Source organism: Luteococcus sp. H91, from assembly GCF_038433135.1.
In the GTDB taxonomy this organism is placed as follows: Bacteria; Actinomycetota; Actinomycetes; order Propionibacteriales; family Propionibacteriaceae; genus Luteococcus.
The window spans coordinates 48,696-64,737 of record NZ_JBCDMV010000007.1 but is presented as its reverse complement, the minus strand read 5'-3'; the positions used below and the strand labels follow the sequence as shown (position 1 = coordinate 64,737).

Here is a 16,042-nt window from a genome sequence, read left to right as displayed (position 1 = left end):
GGGTGTCTCGGCCCATGTGATTTTGAACTGAGGGGTTCGGAGGGGGGCGTAACCTACGGTACCGTAGGTTCCATGGACATGACGACGAAGAGCCACCCTGGCGGGGGCGAGAGGGTGGCCGACGCGATCGGTGGCGCGGTGGCGGCGGCCAAGCCGCGGCTGCGCGGCTGGCTGCACCAGGGCTTCGCCCCGGTCGCGCTGGTGGCCGGCATCCTGCTGGTGGCCCTGGCGCCGCAACGTGACCAGCGGATCGCCTGCGCCGTCTACACCCTCAGTGCCGTGCTGCTGTTCGGCAATTCGGCCTTCTATCACCGCGGCAGCTGGTCGCCCAAGGTGCACGCGGTCTTTCGTCGGGTGGACCACGCCAACATCTTCATCTTCATTGCCGGCAGCTACACCCCGCTGTCGGTCGGGATGCTGCACGGCCGCAGCCTCCGCCTCCTGCTGGCCCTGATCTGGGCCTGCGCCCTGGTGGGCGTGCTCTTCCGGGTCTTCTGGCTGTCGGCGCCCCGCGGGCTCTATGTCGCGCTCTATCTGGCCATGGGCTGGGCGGCGATTGGCTGGATGGGGCAGTTCTGGCGCTCGGGTGGTCCGCTGGTGGTGGGCCTGATTGCCCTGGGTGGCGTCATCTACTCGATCGGCGCGCTGGCCTACGGCTTCAAGCGGCCCAATCCTTGGCCTGCCACCTTCGGCTTCCATGAGATCTTCCACCTGTGCACCATTCTGGCCGCGGTCAGTCACTACGCCGCGATCTGCCTGGTTCTCTTCCGCTGACCCCGTGCGCGACGGCAGCCGCTGACATAAGCTCACCTTATGGATGGGCGAGTGCAGGATGACCGAGCGCAAGACAACCGCGTACAAGGAGACCGAGCGCAAGGGGTGCGCACGGATCTGGTCTGGCTGTGCAAGGACGGCATCAGGATCGAGTACATCGGGAGGCTCCGGCGGGCGGCGGCCCTGCAGGCGATGGTGGTCGCCGGGCGTTCGCAGGCCGAGATCGCCGCCGAGCTGGGCATCTCCCAGCCCGCGGTCTCCCAGCAACTCAGCTCGGGGCGCAAGGCCCTGCAGCAGGCCAGCCCGGGGGACGCCTTTGAAGCGGCTCGCCCCGTGCTCCGGGCAATTGCCGAGGAACGCGGCTTCACGGATCTGGCGGTCTTCGGTTCGGTGGCACGCGGCGAGGCCACGGACACGTCGGATGTGGATCTGCTGGTGACTCCGCCGCAGGGGGCCTCGTTGTTCGATCTCGTCCGTCTGCAGGAAGAGTTTGCCCAGGTGGTGGGATGCAAGGTGGACCTCGTTTCGCGCAACGGCCTGCAATCTGGGCGGGACAAGGACATTCTTCGGGACGAGGTGTTGGTGTGATGAAGGAGCGTGTGGCCAAGGACCTGCTGCACATGGCGGCGTGGTTCGAGCTGGCGGAGGGCATTGTTGCCGGGGGGGGGCAAGAGGCCTATCTCGCCGACCGGATCATGTGCGAGGCGAGTGATGGCATCCTGATGAAGCTTGGCGAGGCTGCTGGACGACTCCGCCGGTCAGGAGTGGATGTTCCGGAGGGTGTCGAATTGCGGATCGCGGTAGCCATGCGCAATGCACTGATCCACGGGTATGACGTGATTGACCGAGATGCCGTGTGGGAGACGCTCAAGGTCAACCTTCCCCAGTGGCAGCGGCTCCTTGCCCCACGGATAGTCGAGGCGAGGCGGGTGCTCGGCTAGTCTCGGCACCATGAGCCTTGACCTTCGCCAGCCCCTGCCCGACCTGCTGCAGGTGATCACCGACGTCGAGTCGGTCAGCGGCAACGAAGAGCGGCTGGCGGATCTGGTGGATGAGGCGCTGCGTGCCTGCCCGCACCTCACGGTGACCCGGCACGGCAATTGCCTGGCGGCCAGCACCGATCTGGGGCGCGAATCCCGGGTGCTGGTGGCCGGGCACCTGGACACGGTTCCGGTGGCCGGCAACCTGCCCAGCAGCCGCAGCATCGTCGACGGAGAGGACCGGATCCACGGCCGGGGCACCTGTGACATGAAGGGTGGTGTGGCGGTGGCCCTGCAGCTGGCCGCCGAGCTGAGCGAACCCCGGCACGACGTCACCTGGTTCTTCTACGACAACGAAGAAGTGGCCAGCGAGCTGAACGGCCTGGGGCGGATCGGTCGGGAGCACCCCGACCTGCTGCAGGGCGACTTCGCGATCCTGATGGAACCCACCTCGGCGCAGATCGAGGGCGGCTGCCAGGGCAGCATGCGCTTCTGGATCACCACCCGCGGCACCGCGGCGCACAGCGCCCGCAGCTGGCTGGGCCACAATGCCATCCACGACATTGCCCCGGTCTTCGAGCGGATCGCCAGCTTCGAGACCCGGGAGATCGAGGTGGAGGGGCTGGTCTTCCGGGAGGGGCTGAATGCCGTCCAGATCACCGGCGGAGTGGCTGGCAATGTGATCCCCGACGAGTGCAGCGTGCACATCAACTACCGCTTCGCCCCCGACAAGACCACGGCCGAGGCCGAGGCGTTGATGCGCGACCTCTTCGACGGCTTCGAGCTGCGGGTGGTGGACCTGTCACCCGCGGCCAGGCCCGGGCTGGATCGCGCCGCCGCGCAGGACTTCGTCGCGGCCGTGGGCGGCACGCCCGGCCCCAAGTACGGCTGGACCGACGTGGCCCGGTTCAGCGAGTTGGGGGTGCCTGCGGTGAACTTCGGCCCGGCCAATCCCGGCAAGGCACACATGAGCGACGAGTACTGCCCCGTCGCAGACCTGACCAGTTGCTCCGACGCCCTGCGTCGCTGGCTGGCGCCCACATCCGACCTGGAGGCCTGAGATGACCAAGAAGCACCCACCGCGCCCGCTGGACAATGTTCCCGGCAATGGCAATCACGTGGTGCAGGGGCCGGTGATCCGGCGTCGCGGCCAGAAGCAGACCACCACCACCGATCAGCGCCTGCTGGCCGGCGTGGGGGACACCAGCTGGCGGCACACCGACCCGTGGCGCACCCTGCGAATCCAGTCCGAATTCGTCGAGGGCTTTGGCACCCTGGCCGAGCTCGGCCCGGCGATCAGCGTCTTCGGCTCGGCCCGCACCCGTCCGGACAGCCCGATGTACGCGGCGGCCGAACGGATGGCGCGGGAACTGGTGAACGAGGGTTATGCGGTGATCACCGGGGGTGGGCCCGGCGTGATGGAGGCGGCCAACAAGGGCGCCGACGAGGCGGGTGGCACCTCGGTGGGGCTGGGGATCGAGCTGCCCTTCGAGGCGTCGATGAACTCCCACGTGAACCTGGGGATCAACTTTCGCTACTTCTTCGTCCGCAAGGTGATGTTCCTCAAGTACGCGCAGGGTTTCATCGTCATGCCCGGTGGCCTGGGCACCTTCGATGAACTCTTCGAGGCGCTCACCCTGGCGCAGACCGGCAAGGTGCAACACTTTCCGGTGGTGCTCTTCGGCGTCGACTACTGGCAGGGGCTGGTGGACTGGCTGCGGCAGGCCGCACTGGCGGAGGGCTACATCGGGGCCGGTGACCTGGACATGTTCCTCGTCACCGACGACGAAGCCGCCGCCATCGCCCACGTCACTACGATGGCGCCATGACCTGGTTTCTCGCCGCGCTCGTTGTCGTGATCCTGGCGGTGGCGGCCGTCGTCGCCTCCGGGCGTTGGGGTGCCATGCCCGAGCTGGTGGACGATCGGCCATCCCGGCCGCTGCCGCCCGGTGAGATCGATGCCGAGGCCCTGCGCGGGGTGCAGTTCAGCGTCGTCACCCGGGGCTATTCCATGCAGCAGGTGGACCAACTGCTCGACCGGCTGATCGGTCAGTTCGAGGCTGAACGGGTGGTCGGCGACGAGCTTCGGCAGGACCCCGACGGCACGCCGTTGGTCGGACCGATGGGGAACCTGCCGCAAAGTGCGGAATAATGGGGTGAAAACCGTCGAAGAGATGAGGATGCACGATGGCTGCTATGAAGCCCCGTACGGGTGATGGCCCCATGGAGGTCACCAAGGAAGGCCGTGGCATCGTGATGCGCGTTCCCGTGGACGGCGGCGGCCGTCTGGTGGTTGAGCTGAACGCAACCGAGGCCACCGATCTGCTCAAGTGCCTGCAGGAGGTTGTTGGCTGACAAGGCCCAACACCTGAGAACGACGAACGGCGTGCACTCGCGGAGTGCACGCCGTTCGTCGCGTTCGGGATGCGCCTGCTCAGGCCTTGGCCCCCCGCGCGGCGTGCCGGTCGATCGCGGCCTGGTAGACCTCGACGGTCTGCTTGGCGATGGTCTCCCAGCTGAACTTGTCGATGCAGCGCTGCCGGCCGGCCTTGCCGAACTTCTCGGTCAGCTCCGGGTTGCGGGTCAGCTCGTTGATCTTCTCCGCGAAGGTCTTCTCGAAGTTGGCGATGTAGTCACCGTCCATCGCGCGGGCCGGGTCGTAGTCGACGAGGTAGCCGGTCTCGCCATCCATCACCACCTCCGGAATGCCACCGACTGCGCTGGCCACGACGGCGGTCTCGGTTGCCATCGCCTCCAGGTTCACGATGCCCAGCGGCTCGTAGATGCTGGGGCAGGCGAAGACCGTCGCATTGCTCATCACCTGGCGCACGGACGCGCGGGGCAGCATCTCCTGTACCCAGACCACACCGCCGCGGGCCTCCTTGAGCGCACCGAAGGCCTTGTTGAACTCGTCGGCGATCTCCGGCGTGTCGGGGGCGCCGGCCAGCAGGATCAGCTGGGTGTCGGGATCCAGGTACTGGGCGGCGCGCACCAGGTGCACCAGACCCTTCTGCCGGGTGATCCGGCCGACGAAGACCACCGCCGGCTTGCTCGGATCCATCCCGATCTGCTCACAGATGTCGGTGCCGTGGTCGGGCTGGAATTCCTCCGGGTCGATGCCATTGAGCACGACGTGGATCTTGTCCGGCTCCAGCTCGGGGTAGGCGGCCAGGATGCCCTTCTTCATCCCCTCACTGACGGCGATCACCGCGTCGGCCCCGTTGTAGGCGGTGCGCTCCGCCCACGAGCTCAGGGCATAGCCGCCGCCGAGCTGCTCGGCCTTCCACGGGCGATCGGGCTCCAGCGAGTGGGCGCTGACCACGTGCGGGATGTCCCGGAAGAGACCAGCCAGATGACCGGCGAGGTTGGCATACCAGGTGTGGGAGTGCACCAGCTCGATGCCCTCCGGCAGGGCGGAGACCATGGACAGGTCCGCACCGAAGACCCGCAGCGCGGCATTGGCGCCCGACGGGTAGTTCTCCTGGTGCGCGGTGGCGCCGTCGCGCGGCTCACCCATGCACTGGACGTCGACGTCGATGAACTTGCGCAGCTGGGGGACGAGCTGGGCGACGTGGACGCCTGCTCCGCCGTAGATGGTCGGGGGGTACTCACGGGTGAGAATTGATACGCGCATGATGTGATGCTTGCACAGCGCCGGGGTGCCCACAATGGTTTCGCTGGCAGCGTTTCACGCGTCGGCCCGCGCTTCTCGCCCCCGGCCCCCACGGCCGGTGACAATCGGGGGGTCTCTGGGTGAAAGTCAGACCATTTCACCCAATGTGCCTTGTGGAAGTTGGCCTCGGCGCAATAGGTTCAGCTCATGTCCACAAGACCAAAGGTGCTCTCCATCGTCCTCGCAGGCGGCGAGGGAAAACGCCTCATGCCCCTCACCGCTGACCGGGCCAAGCCTGCCGTTCCCTTCGGCGGTACCTACCGCCTGATCGACTTCGTGCTGTCCAATCTGGCCAACTCCGAACTGCGCCAGATCTGCGTGCTCACGCAGTACAAGTCGCACTCCCTTGACCGTCACATCTCACTGACCTGGCGGATGTCCACCATGCTGGGCAACTACGTCACCCCGGTGCCGGCCCAGCAGCGCCTCGGCCCCCAGTGGTACCAGGGCAGCGCGGATGCCATCTACCAGTCGATGAACCTGATCCGCGACGAGAGGCCCGACTACATCGTGGTCTTCGGCGCGGACAACATCTACCGGATGGACGTCAGCCAGATGCTGGACGCGCACATCCAATCCGGCCTGCAGTGCACCGTGGCCGGCATCCGGGTTCCGCGCTCCGAGGCCCACGCCTTCGGCATCATCGACGCCGAAGACGGTGGCAAGATCAAGCAGTTCCTGGAGAAGCCCGCCGATCCGCCCGGCCTGCCGGATTCGCCCGACGAGTCCTTCGCCTCCATGGGCAACTACATCTTCACCACCGAGGCGCTGATCGACGCGCTGGAGGCCGACGCCAATGACCCGAATGCGGGTCATGACATGGGCGGCGACATCATCCCGTCCTTCGTCGCCAAGGGCGAGGCCCTGGTCTACGACTTCACTGCCAATGTCGTCCCCGGCGCCACCGACGAGGATCGCAACTACTGGCGTGACGTGGGCACCATCGACGCCTACCACGAGGCCCACATGGATCTGGTCAGCGTCGTGCCGCAGTTCAACCTGTACAACGACAAGTGGCCCATCTGGACCACCCAGGTGCAGGCGCCCGGCGCCAAGTTCACCATGCGCGGCAATGCCGAGGACTCGATCGTCTCGCCCGGCTGCATCATCTCCGGTGGCGACGTGGACCGCACCGTGATGAGCCCCGACGTGTACATCGAGAAGTGGGCGCGGGTGGACTCGTCGATCCTGATGAGCGGGGTGCGGATCGGCCGCAATGCCGTGGTGCACAACGCCATCCTGGACAAGAACGTGATCGTTCCCGACGGCGTGGAGATCGGCGTCGACCACGAACTGGACCGCGCCCGCGGCTTCACCGTCAGCGATGGCGGCATCACCGTGGTGGGCAAGGGGCTCGTGATCCCGCCGGCCGTCTGAGCCAGCGCTACCGCAGCACCACCAATTGCGGCCTCGCTCACCGAGAGGGGAGCGAGGCCGCAATCCGTTGGGGATGGTTCCCCGGGGCTGGTCGAAGGGGTCAGGCCTTGATGGCCGCCAGTAGGCCGTCGCCGACGGGCAGCAGCAGGGAGGTGAACTCCTCGGTCTGCTCCACCGCGGCCAGCGCCTCGCGGATGATCACCGTCTCGTCATCCTCATTGTCCGGATCCGCCACCTTGTTCTGCCACAGGGCGTCGTGCAGCACCACCACGCCGCCGTGACGCAGCAGCCGCAGCGCCTGCGCCACGTATTCCACGTACTCCAGCTTGTCGCCGTTGATGAAGACCAGGTCGTAGGCCCCGTCGCGCAGCTTGGGCAGCACATCCAGTGGGGTGCCGGCGATCAGCCGGATCCGGTTGGAGCGGATCCCGGCGTCGGTGAACTCCTTGCGGGCCGTGGCCTGCCGGTCGGACTGCGGATCGATGCTGGTGATGATGCCCTCGGAGCCCATCCCCTCGTAGAGAGCCAGCCCGGAGACGCCGCTGCCGGTACCGATCTCCACCACGGCCTTGGCCTGCACCATCCGCGCCAGGAAACGCAGCGCGGCCACGGTGCCATTGCTGATGGTCTCGATGCCCAGTTCGACGGCCTGGTTGCGCGCGTCACGGATCCGCTCGTCGGGGCGGACGAAATCCTCGGCGTAGCCCCAGGAGCGCGCATCAAGGGGCAGGGAGGAGCTGGTGGTGTTGCTGCTGGGATCGGTCACGTGCCAAGCCTACCCAAAGTGGGCCACGGGCACCGACCATGGTGAACGGTCTAGGATGACGCGCATGAGTCTTGCGACCCCCACCGACCCTGCCGCGGAGCGGGTTGAGCCCGTCTTTGGGCGGGTGATGACCGCCATGGTCACCCCGTTCACGGCCGACGGCGCCCTGGATCTGCCGCGCGCCCGCCAGCTCGCCGTCCGGTTGGTGGACGAACAGTGCAATGACGCCCTGGTGATCAATGGCACCACCGGGGAATCGCCCACCACCACCGACGAGGAGAAGGCTGCGCTGGTGGCCGCCGTCGTGGAGGAGGTGGGGGATCGGGCGCAGATCGTCGCCGGCGTCGGCACCTTCGACACGCACCACACCGCCGAGCTGGCCCGTCAGGCCGCCGATGCCGGCGCTGACGGCCTGCTGGTGGTCACACCGTATTACTCCAAGCCTCCGCAGCGCGGCATCCTGAAGCACTTCCTGGACGTCGCCGACGCCACGGAGTTGCCGGTGATGGCCTACGACATTCCGCACCGCGCCGGCGTGCAGATCGAGTCCAACACCCTGATCGAGATGGCCAAGCACCCCAACATCGTCGGAGTGAAGGACGCCAAGGGCGATCTGGCGGCCTCCGCGCGAGTGATCGCGGAATCCACCCTGACCTACTATTCCGGCGATGACGCGATGACGCTGCCACTGCTCAGCGTCGGTGGCGTGGGTGTGGTGGGTACCTCCACCCACTTCACCGGGCGGCGCTTCCGGGAGCTGATCGACGCCTTCGTTGCCGGCCGGATCGACCAGGCGCTGGCGCTGCACCAGGCACTGCTGCCGGTCTTCACCGGGGTCTTCGCCACCCAGGGCGTGATGCTGGTCAAGGCCGGGCTGGCCCACCAGGGCTTCGCCGTCGGCGGGGTGCGCTCCCCGCTGCCCAATGCCACCGACGCCGAGGCCGCGGCCTTCGGTGCGCTGCTGGAAGCCGCTGACCTCTGACGATTTGCTGGTCCGTGGGAACTTCCGGACCTTGGGCGACGTTGGTCAGGTGACGAGATGGCCCGGTCACAGGCTCTTCACAGGCGCGGTGGCTTTCATGGAGACAGACAGCTGACGAGCAAGGAGGAGCGCGGATGTTCAGGAGCACGCGGCAGGCGCCTGCGGCCCCAGACGCCGCGCCCGAATGGACGCCGCCCACCTGGGAAGAGCTGGTGCGGGACCATTCCGACCAGGTCTACCGGCTGGCCTACCGACTCACCGGCAACCGCCCCGACGCCGAGGACCTCACCCAGGACGTCTTCGTCCGGGTCTTCAAATCCATCAACAACTTCACCCCGGGCACGCTGGAGGGCTGGCTGCACCGGATCACCACCAACCTCTTCCTGGACGGAGCCCGACGCAAGCATCGGATCCGGATGGACCCGATGGCCGAGGCCAGCGAACGCGTCGTCGACGAACAGGCCTCGCCCGGTGAGCTCTACGACGACGCCAGCATGGACGCCGATGTCGCCGCCGCGCTGGCGGCGCTGAGCCCCGAATACCGGGTCTGCGTGGTTCTGTGCGACATCGAGGGCCTCAGCTATGACGAGATCGCCCAGGTGCTGGACGTCAAGGTGGGCACTGTGCGCAGCCGGATCCACCGCGGGCGCTCCCAGCTGCGCGAGGCGCTGGCGCACCGCCGCCCCACCGCGGACCGGGAACGCTATCTGGGGATCAGCCCCAGCCGCGACGAACTGGCGGCCCGGCGGCTGAAGACGGCGGGGGTGTGAGATGGCGATCACCTGCGAGCACTGCCACGACGAGCTGACCGCCTATGCCGACCAGGCACTTCCCGTCGAGCGGCGCGACGAGGTGGCCGCCCACTTGGTGGACTGCCGCGACTGCCGCCGGGAACTGGTCGAAATCAACCAGCTTCGCACGCTGCTGACCAGCTGTGCCGCCGACTCCGCACCGGCCGCGCCCTGTCACCTGGCCGACCGGCTGGTGGCCATCGCCGGGGCCGAGGCGGATCGACAGCTGTGGCTCTCCCCGGAGCGCTCCGGCTGCCTGCCCAGCCCGCGGCGCCGCCGCCGGATCCGGGTGGCCGCGCTGGGCTCCATGACCACGGCGGGAGTGGTGGGAGCCTTTGGCGGTGCCTGGCTGATGGCGCCGCAGCTGCCCACCGTCGATGATCCCGACGCCGGCAGCGTGGCCCTCTCGGGGAATCCCACCGGCCTGTTGGGTCGAGCCGCGGCCTCGACCTCAAGAGTGAGCAGCGCCGGCCAGGCGAGCATGTCCCAACCCGTCGTCAGTTCGGCACCGGTTGCCGACGATGACGAGGACTGCCCGCGCTCCTTCAGCTGCCCCGACGAACTCACGGGGCTGCCCCGGGTGGATCTGGACGTCACCGGCGCCCCCGACAAGGTGCGCAGCATCTACGCCTCGGCCGAGGGGTCGGTCCTGGTGGTGCAGCATCGCGGCCGACTGAGCGGTCACCCGGACGGGGCCGACGACCAGTTCCGCCAGGCCTGGCAGTCCGGCGAGACCGTCTACTGCGTGCTGGCCAGCGACCGGGCCATGGGCGAGGCCGCCGTGGCGGCCCTGCCGCACGAGCAGGCCGTCACCGGCGAGGGGATGGAGCGGGTCCGGATGGGTCTGCGTGCCCTGGCCGGGCAACGTGGCCGGTGACCCGCTTCGCGCCGCCGGTCCGGCGCGACTAGGCTGACGCCGTGCCCGGAATCCAGGAATTCCTCATGCTCGCCGTGCTGGCGACCATCATGTTCGGCCCGGAGAAGATCCCGGAGCTGAGCCGCAAGGCTGCCCGCGTGGTCTTCTTCCTACGCAACATCGCCAACAATGCCCAGGACCAGCTGCGCGCAGAGCTGGGCCCGGAGTACGCCAACCTGGACATCCGTGACCTGCACCCCAAGACCTTCATCCAGAAGCACCTGCTGGACGACATGCAGGCCGACATCGACGAGCTCAAGTCCGACCTGTCGGATGTCCGTAGTGACCTGGACACCGATCTCAAGGACGCCAAGATGATGGGGGAGGACCTCCGGCACGAGCTGGAGGACGCCGGCAATTTCGACGCTGTCGGTGCGGCCGCCGGGGGAGTCCCCTTCGACGTCGACGCCACCTGAGGGGCAACGGACGGTAGTCAGACGGGGCTGACCCCCAACTGCTTGCCCGCCAGGCCACGCTGGCGGCCGTCGATCTGCTGGGCCAGGGCCTGCAGCGCCTTCGCGGAGGCGGCCTCGGGCTGGTTCACCACGATCGGCGCGCCCTGGTCACCGCCCTCCCGCAGGTGCTGCTCGATCGGGATCTGGGCCAGCAGCGGGATCTCGTAGCCGAGCCGCTCGGTGAGGGTGTCGGCGACGGCCTGACCGCCGCCGTGGCCGAACAGGTCCACCCGGTGCGTCTGGTCACAGTGCGGGCAGGTGGCCTCCAGATAGGACATGTTCTCCACGACGCCGATCACCCGCTGCTGCATGATCGCGGCAATCGTGCCAGCCCGCTCGGCCACCTCGGCGGCCGCCACCTGCGGGGTGGTGACCACGACCACCTCGGAATTGGGGATCTTCTGGCCCAGGCTGATCGCCACGTCGCCCGTGCCCGGGGGCAGGTCCAGGATCAGGTAGTCCAGGTCACCCCAGTAGACGTCGGCCAGGAGCTGGGTGAGCGCGCGGTCCAGGATCGGACCACGCCAGGCGATCACCTGGTCGCGCTCCGGCTTCAGCATGCCGACGCTGATGATCTTCATCCCCAGGCTGGGCACGGGCATGATCATGTCGTCGACGGCGGTGGGCTTGGCATCGCCCAGGCCGAGCATGTCGGGCACGGAGTGGCCGTAGATGTCGGCGTCCAGGATGCCGACGCTGCGACCCATCGCGGCCAGGGCGCTGGCCAGGTTGACCGTCACCGAGCTCTTGCCGACGCCGCCCTTGCCGGAGGCGATCGCGATCACCTTGGTCAGGTTGCCGGGCTGGGCGAACTGGATCTGGCGCTCGGGCTCGCCGCCGCGCAGCACCTGCTTCAGGGCGGCGCGCTGCTCGTCGTTCATCACGCCGAGCTGCACCTCGACGGAGCTGACACCGTCGACGGCCATCACGGCCTTGGTCACCTCCGTCTGCAGGGTCACCTTCAGCGGGCAACCGGAGACGGTCAGCAGGATCTTGACCAGGGCGTGGCCGGCGTCATCGATGGTGACGTCGTCCACCATGCCCAGTTCGGTGATCGGACGGTGGATCTCGGGGTCGTCAACGGTGTGCAGGGCTGCTCGGATCTGACCCAACAGCGGGTTCTCAACGTCACTCATGTAGTGAGTCTTTTCCTCATGTTGTCGTATTGCAAATCAGGCCTCGACCGGCTCGGTCATCGGGCCAGGGTCAGCGACGGGAGTCCTTGCCACGCTGGTCGCGCAGCCAGCTCTCCCGACGCTGCTCGGCGCCCTCGGCCTCGTCGTCGCGTTCCAGCTCGGTCAGGAGTTCCCGCAGGCCGGAGCGCAGTTCGCCTCGCAGGTAGTCGCGGGTGGCCATCTCACCCATGGTCATCCGGATGCTGGCGATCTCCCGGGCCAGGAAGTCCATGTCTGCCCGGCTCTGGGCGGCAACCCGCCGGTCCTCCTCCATGGTCAACCGGTCACGCGCCTCCTGCCGGTTCTGTGCCAGCAGGATCAACGGGGCGGAATAGGAGGCCTGGGTGGAGAAGAACAGGTTCAACAGGATGAAGGGGTAGGGATCCCACTTGAAGTGCCAGATGCTGACCACATTCAGCGTGACCCAGGCGATCACGAAGAGGGTCATCCAGGCCAGGAACTTGGCGGTGCCCATGAAACGGGCCACCCATTCGGCGAAGCGGCCGAAGGAGTCGCTGTCCAGCTCCACCTTGGGCAGGATGGCGCGCTTGCGGCTGCCGGGGGTGTTGAGTCGTTCGCGTGCCTCAGCCACCGCTCACCTCCCGATCGTCCTCCCCGTCCAGCTGTTCCCCGCGCCAGTCGGTGGGCAACATGTGGTCCAGCAGGTCGTCGACGGCCACCGCGCCCACCAGCTGGTTCTCCTCGTTGACCACCGGTGCCACCACCAGGTTGTAGGTGGCGAAGTAGCGGCTGACCTCGGCCAGCGCGCTGTGCGGGCGCATCGGTTCCAGCCCCTCGTCCACCAGCCCGGAGACCAGGATCGACGGGGGCTCGCGCAGCAACCGCTGGGTGTGCACCATGCCCAGGAAACGGCCCGACGGGGTGTCCAGCGGCGGCCGGCAGATGAAGACCATCGAGGCCAGGGCGGGGGTGAGCTCCTCGTCGCGGACTCGCGCCAAGGCCTCGGCGACCGTGGCGTCGGGGGCCAGCACGACGGGTTCGGGGGTCATCATGCCGCCCGCGGTCAGGTCGGCGTAGATCAACAGGCCGCGGACGTCGGCGGCCTCGTCGGGCTCCATCCGCTGCAACAGGTCCTCGGCCATCTCGGCCGGTAGTTCCTTGATCAGGTCCGCGGCGTCGTCCGGGTTCATCTCCTCCAGGATGTCGGCGGCGCGTTCATTGTCCAGGGCGGTCAGCAGCTCCACCTGCTCGTCCTCGGGCAGTTCCTCCAGGGCGTCGGCCAGCTGCTCGTCGTCGAGCTGCTCCACCACCTCGGCCCGGCGCTCCGGAGCCATGTCGTGCAGCTCACGGGCCATGTCGGCCGGTTTCATGTCAGCCATCTGGGCAACCAGGTGGTCGGTGACCTGCTGGGCATTGAGCACCAGATTGGGGATCTCCGACCAGCGGACGATGCTGGTGCGGCCGCGCTGGCCCAGCCGGAAGCGGCCATTGGCGCTGACCTCGCGCAGCGCCACGTCGCTCACCTCCCACTCGCGGGCGCGGGTGGGCTTCATGGAGACGTCGTAGATGGCGGCGCGGCGGCCCTCGGCGCGGTTGATGGTGCGGTCGAAGAGGTCATCGATCACCAGGGTCTCGGCGTCGCGCTTGCTGAACCGGCGGGTGTCCACCTGGCCCTCGATCGCCACCTGGCTGGCGTCGACGGCGTGCACCCGGATCATCGGCACGAAGATCCGGCGACGGGCGAAGAGTTCCACCACCAGACCCTTCACCCGGGGTGGGCGCCCCTGGGTGCGCAGCTGGATCACGACGTCGCGGACCCGGCCCACCTGGTCGCCGGAGGCGTCCAGGACGGGCAGGCCGCGGATGCGCGAGATGAAGACTGCGGTGGAGGAGACGCTCACCCGGCAAATCTAACCTGTCGGGGCAATCCTGCGGGGCTGCTGGTTAGGCTGGGGACGTGACCAATGACGTGACCAGGGCCCGCCGCACCATCCTCGCCGTGCCGGGATCGAGCGACCGCTTCATCGCCAAGAGCCGCACCCAGCCGGTGGACGCGATCTTCCTTGATCTTGAGGACGCGGTCGCGCCGCCGGTGAAGGAAGCCTCCCGGCAGCGGATCGTCGACGCGCTGAACGACCCCGAGGGATGGCAGGCGCCCACCGTCACCTACCGGGTGAACGACTGGTCCACGCCGTGGACCACCATGGACGTGCTGGAGGTGGTGGGCGGCGCCGGGGCGCGGGTGGACTGCATCGTGCTGCCCAAGGTCACCGACGCGAGCCAGGTGAAGGCTCTTGATCTTGTGCTGACCCAGGCCGAGCAGGCCGCCGGGCTGCCGGTGGGGCGAATTGGTCTTGAACTGCAGATCGAGGAGGCGCGCGGCCTGCTGCACGTCGCCGAGATCGCCGCGGCCAGCCCCCGCACCGAGACGCTGGTCTACGGCCCGGGGGACTTCATGGCCTCGATGGGGATGGCCACGCTGAATGTCGGCTCCCAGCCGCCCGGTTATGTGGGCGACGCCTTCCACCACGTCCAGATGTCGATCTTGGTCGCCGCCCGGGCCCACGGTCTGCAGGCGATCGACGGCCCCTTCGTCGGGATTCGTGATCTTGAGGGCTTCCGCACCTCGGCCTCCAGCTCCGCCGCCCTGGGCTACGACGGCAAGTGGGTGCTGCACCCCTCGCAGGTGGAGGCCGGCAACCAGATTTTCACCCCGCCCACGGAGAACATCGAGCGGGCCCGGCGGATCGTCGAGGCCTACCGGCACGCCACCGCGGAGGCGGGGGGAGCAGTCGGCGCGATCGTCGTCGATGACGAGATGGTGGACGGCGCCGGCCTGGCCGTTGCGCGCTCCACGCTGGCCAAGATCGGCGAGCGGGCCTGAGCGCACGCGTTGGGACCCGACCCCCTCGGGGCGCCCGTCGGCGACCACTCGACAGGCTCGGCGCAGCGGTGGCTGCCTTGCTCTGTTCCGGTGGGGTGACTGGGTACTCTGGGCGGCATGTCTTCCCTGATGCAGGCCGCCGCGACGGTGATGCCGCTGAAGTACCCCATGTCGGTGGCGATCTACCCCAGCTATGCCGAGGCGCAGCGCGCCGTTGACCACCTGGCCGACCAGGACTTCCCGGTGCAGGATCTGTGCATCGTCGGCACCGACCTGAAGCAGGTGGAGCGAGTGCTCGGCCGGCGCACCTGGGGACGGGTGCTGGCCGAAGGCGCGATCAGTGGTCTGGGAACCGGCATCTTCTTCGGCCTGATGATGATGGTCTTCATGCCGAACATCGGTGCCTCGGAGGCCTTCTTCTTCGGCCTGGTGCTGGGCATCGGGATGGGGATCATCACCGCTGGCATGGCCTATGCCGCCAGCCGCGGGCAGCGCGACTTTGCGTCTGTGCAAGCCATCGTCGCCACCCGCTACGAGATCCTCGGCGAACACAGCGTGGTCAACCGGGCCCGTGAGATGCTCGGTCAGAGCCCGTTGCAGCAGCCGGCGCCCACCACCTGGCCGCCCCAGCCCTCGCAGACCGGCAACCCCACCGACGCCCAGGAGTGACCATGCCGATTGACCAGCAGCTGACCGACCAGCGTGAACTGTGGAACAGCCGCTATTCGCACCCCAACTACCTCTACGGCTACCGGCCGAACGACTTCCTGGTGGCTGCCGAGGTGATGCTGCGGCGTGGCTCTCGAGTGCTGGTGCTGGGTGACGGCGAGGGGCGAAATGGCGTCTGGCTGGCCCAGAAGGGGCACCAGGTGACCACCGTCGACATCTCCGAGGTGGGGGCCGCCAAGGCTCGCACCCTGGCCGGTGAACGTGGCGTGACCCTGGACATCCAGGTGGCGGATCTGGCCGACTGGGTGCACGGCCCGGCCGCGCAAGGCCCGTGGGACGGCATCGTCTCCATCTTCTGCCACCTGCCGGCGGAACTGCGCCGTGGCGTCGCCGACGCCCTCACCCCGCAGCTGGCCGCCCAGGGGAAGTTGATCATGGAGACCTACACCCCTGCCCAACCGTCGATGGGCACCGGCGGCCCCAAGAATCCCGAGGTGCTGCTCACCCGTCAGAACGTGCTGGACGAGTGGCCCGGACTTGATCTTGACGTCCGGATGGTGGAGCGGCGGATCTTCGAGGGGATGGGCCACCAGGGCCTCAGTTCGGTGCTGCAGGTGCTGGGGCTTCGCAAGAAGTAGC

The 16,042-nt window shown here is 68.1% G+C and carries 20 protein-coding genes; 15 read left to right on the top strand and 5 right to left on the bottom strand.

Annotation, left to right across the window (positions count from 1 at the left end; genetic code table 11):
• Positions 1-78: 78 nt before the first annotated feature.
• The 7 genes from trhA (at position 79) to AAEX57_RS04970 (ending at position 4,109) form a co-directional block, all read left to right on the top strand.
• Entirely contained in the window at positions 79-774 is a 696-nt protein-coding gene (trhA, locus tag AAEX57_RS05000) for a PAQR family membrane homeostasis protein TrhA (RefSeq protein WP_342097756.1), read from the top strand.
• A 105-nt stretch (positions 775-879) separates the two neighbouring features.
• Positions 880-1,362, top strand: coding sequence for a nucleotidyltransferase domain-containing protein (locus AAEX57_RS04995; protein WP_342090847.1), 483 nt, complete (start codon positions 880-882; stop codon positions 1,360-1,362).
• On the top strand, positions 1,362-1,715 hold the full coding sequence (locus AAEX57_RS04990; RefSeq protein WP_342090848.1) for a HepT-like ribonuclease domain-containing protein: 354 nt from the start codon (positions 1,362-1,364) through the stop codon (positions 1,713-1,715). Before AAEX57_RS04995 ends, AAEX57_RS04990 begins: the two co-directional genes overlap by 1 nt.
• Positions 1,716-1,725: 10 nt before the next feature.
• Positions 1,726-2,814, top strand: coding sequence for a succinyl-diaminopimelate desuccinylase (gene dapE / locus AAEX57_RS04985; protein ID WP_342090849.1), 1,089 nt, complete (start codon positions 1,726-1,728; stop codon positions 2,812-2,814).
• A gap of 1 nt (position 2,815) precedes the next feature.
• On the top strand, positions 2,816-3,583 hold the full coding sequence (locus AAEX57_RS04980) for an LOG family protein (protein WP_342090850.1): 768 nt from the start codon (positions 2,816-2,818) through the stop codon (positions 3,581-3,583).
• Positions 3,580-3,906: a DivIVA domain-containing protein gene (locus AAEX57_RS04975; protein ID WP_342090851.1), complete on the top strand. Its 327-nt coding sequence runs from the start codon at positions 3,580-3,582 to the stop codon at positions 3,904-3,906. Before AAEX57_RS04980 ends, AAEX57_RS04975 begins: the two co-directional genes overlap by 4 nt.
• Positions 3,907-3,941: 35 nt before the next feature.
• Entirely contained in the window at positions 3,942-4,109 is a 168-nt protein-coding gene (locus AAEX57_RS04970) for a DUF3117 domain-containing protein (RefSeq protein ID WP_094765820.1), read from the top strand.
• 79 nt (positions 4,110-4,188) lie between these two features.
• Here AAEX57_RS04970 and glgA read toward each other — a convergent pair whose 3' ends face one another.
• Entirely contained in the window at positions 4,189-5,388 is a 1,200-nt protein-coding gene (gene glgA, locus AAEX57_RS04965) for a glycogen synthase (RefSeq protein WP_342090852.1), read from the bottom strand.
• Between the two features lie 186 nt (positions 5,389-5,574).
• Here glgA and glgC point away from each other — a divergent pair, with 186 nt between their 5' ends.
• Complete coding sequence (gene glgC, locus AAEX57_RS04960) at positions 5,575-6,804, top strand: glucose-1-phosphate adenylyltransferase (protein ID WP_342090853.1); 1,230 nt, start codon at positions 5,575-5,577, stop codon at positions 6,802-6,804.
• A gap of 100 nt (positions 6,805-6,904) precedes the next feature.
• Here glgC and AAEX57_RS04955 read toward each other — a convergent pair whose 3' ends face one another.
• On the bottom strand, positions 6,905-7,570 hold the full coding sequence (locus tag AAEX57_RS04955) for an O-methyltransferase (RefSeq protein ID WP_342097755.1): 666 nt from the start codon (positions 7,568-7,570) through the stop codon (positions 6,905-6,907).
• A gap of 64 nt (positions 7,571-7,634) precedes the next feature.
• Between AAEX57_RS04955 and dapA the strand changes: the two genes are divergently transcribed.
• From dapA to AAEX57_RS04935, 4 genes are all read left to right on the top strand, one after another.
• On the top strand, positions 7,635-8,552 hold the full coding sequence (dapA, locus tag AAEX57_RS04950; RefSeq protein WP_342090855.1) for a 4-hydroxy-tetrahydrodipicolinate synthase: 918 nt from the start codon (positions 7,635-7,637) through the stop codon (positions 8,550-8,552).
• 134 nt (positions 8,553-8,686) lie between these two features.
• Entirely contained in the window at positions 8,687-9,322 is a 636-nt protein-coding gene (gene sigE, locus AAEX57_RS04945) for an RNA polymerase sigma factor SigE (protein WP_342090856.1), read from the top strand.
• A 1-nt stretch (position 9,323) separates the two neighbouring features.
• On the top strand, positions 9,324-10,220 hold the full coding sequence (locus tag AAEX57_RS04940) for an anti-sigma factor family protein (RefSeq protein ID WP_342090857.1): 897 nt from the start codon (positions 9,324-9,326) through the stop codon (positions 10,218-10,220).
• Between the two features lie 65 nt (positions 10,221-10,285).
• Positions 10,286-10,675, top strand: coding sequence for a sec-independent translocase (locus AAEX57_RS04935; protein WP_446721073.1), 390 nt, complete (start codon positions 10,286-10,288; stop codon positions 10,673-10,675).
• A gap of 17 nt (positions 10,676-10,692) precedes the next feature.
• Here AAEX57_RS04935 and AAEX57_RS04930 read toward each other — a convergent pair whose 3' ends face one another.
• The 3 genes from AAEX57_RS04930 to AAEX57_RS04920 form a co-directional block, all read right to left on the bottom strand.
• Positions 10,693-11,850 carry an Mrp/NBP35 family ATP-binding protein gene (locus tag AAEX57_RS04930; RefSeq protein ID WP_342090859.1) on the bottom strand — a complete coding sequence of 386 codons (1,158 nt, stop codon included), beginning with the start codon at positions 11,848-11,850 and terminating at the stop codon, positions 10,693-10,695.
• Positions 11,851-11,920: 70 nt separating this feature from the next.
• On the bottom strand, positions 11,921-12,481 hold the full coding sequence (locus AAEX57_RS04925) for a DUF1003 domain-containing protein (protein ID WP_342090860.1): 561 nt from the start codon (positions 12,479-12,481) through the stop codon (positions 11,921-11,923).
• A complete protein-coding gene (locus AAEX57_RS04920) occupies positions 12,474-13,751 on the bottom strand; it encodes a magnesium transporter MgtE N-terminal domain-containing protein (protein ID WP_342090861.1) in 1,278 nt (425 codons plus the stop codon). Before AAEX57_RS04920 ends, AAEX57_RS04925 begins: the two co-directional genes overlap by 8 nt.
• A 56-nt stretch (positions 13,752-13,807) precedes the next feature.
• On the opposite strand from AAEX57_RS04920, the gene AAEX57_RS04915 reads away from it, so the two are divergent.
• The 3 genes from AAEX57_RS04915 (at position 13,808) to AAEX57_RS04905 (ending at position 16,041) form a co-directional block, all read left to right on the top strand.
• Positions 13,808-14,734 (top strand): HpcH/HpaI aldolase/citrate lyase family protein, encoded by a 927-nt coding sequence (locus AAEX57_RS04915; RefSeq protein ID WP_342090862.1) that lies wholly within the window; start codon positions 13,808-13,810, stop codon positions 14,732-14,734.
• Positions 14,735-14,851: 117 nt separating this feature from the next.
• Positions 14,852-15,403, top strand: coding sequence for a general stress protein (locus AAEX57_RS04910; protein ID WP_342090863.1), 552 nt, complete (start codon positions 14,852-14,854; stop codon positions 15,401-15,403).
• 2 nt (positions 15,404-15,405) lie between these two features.
• Positions 15,406-16,041, top strand: coding sequence for an SAM-dependent methyltransferase (locus AAEX57_RS04905; protein ID WP_342090864.1), 636 nt, complete (start codon positions 15,406-15,408; stop codon positions 16,039-16,041).
• The last annotated feature ends 1 nt before the right edge of the window (position 16,042 follow it).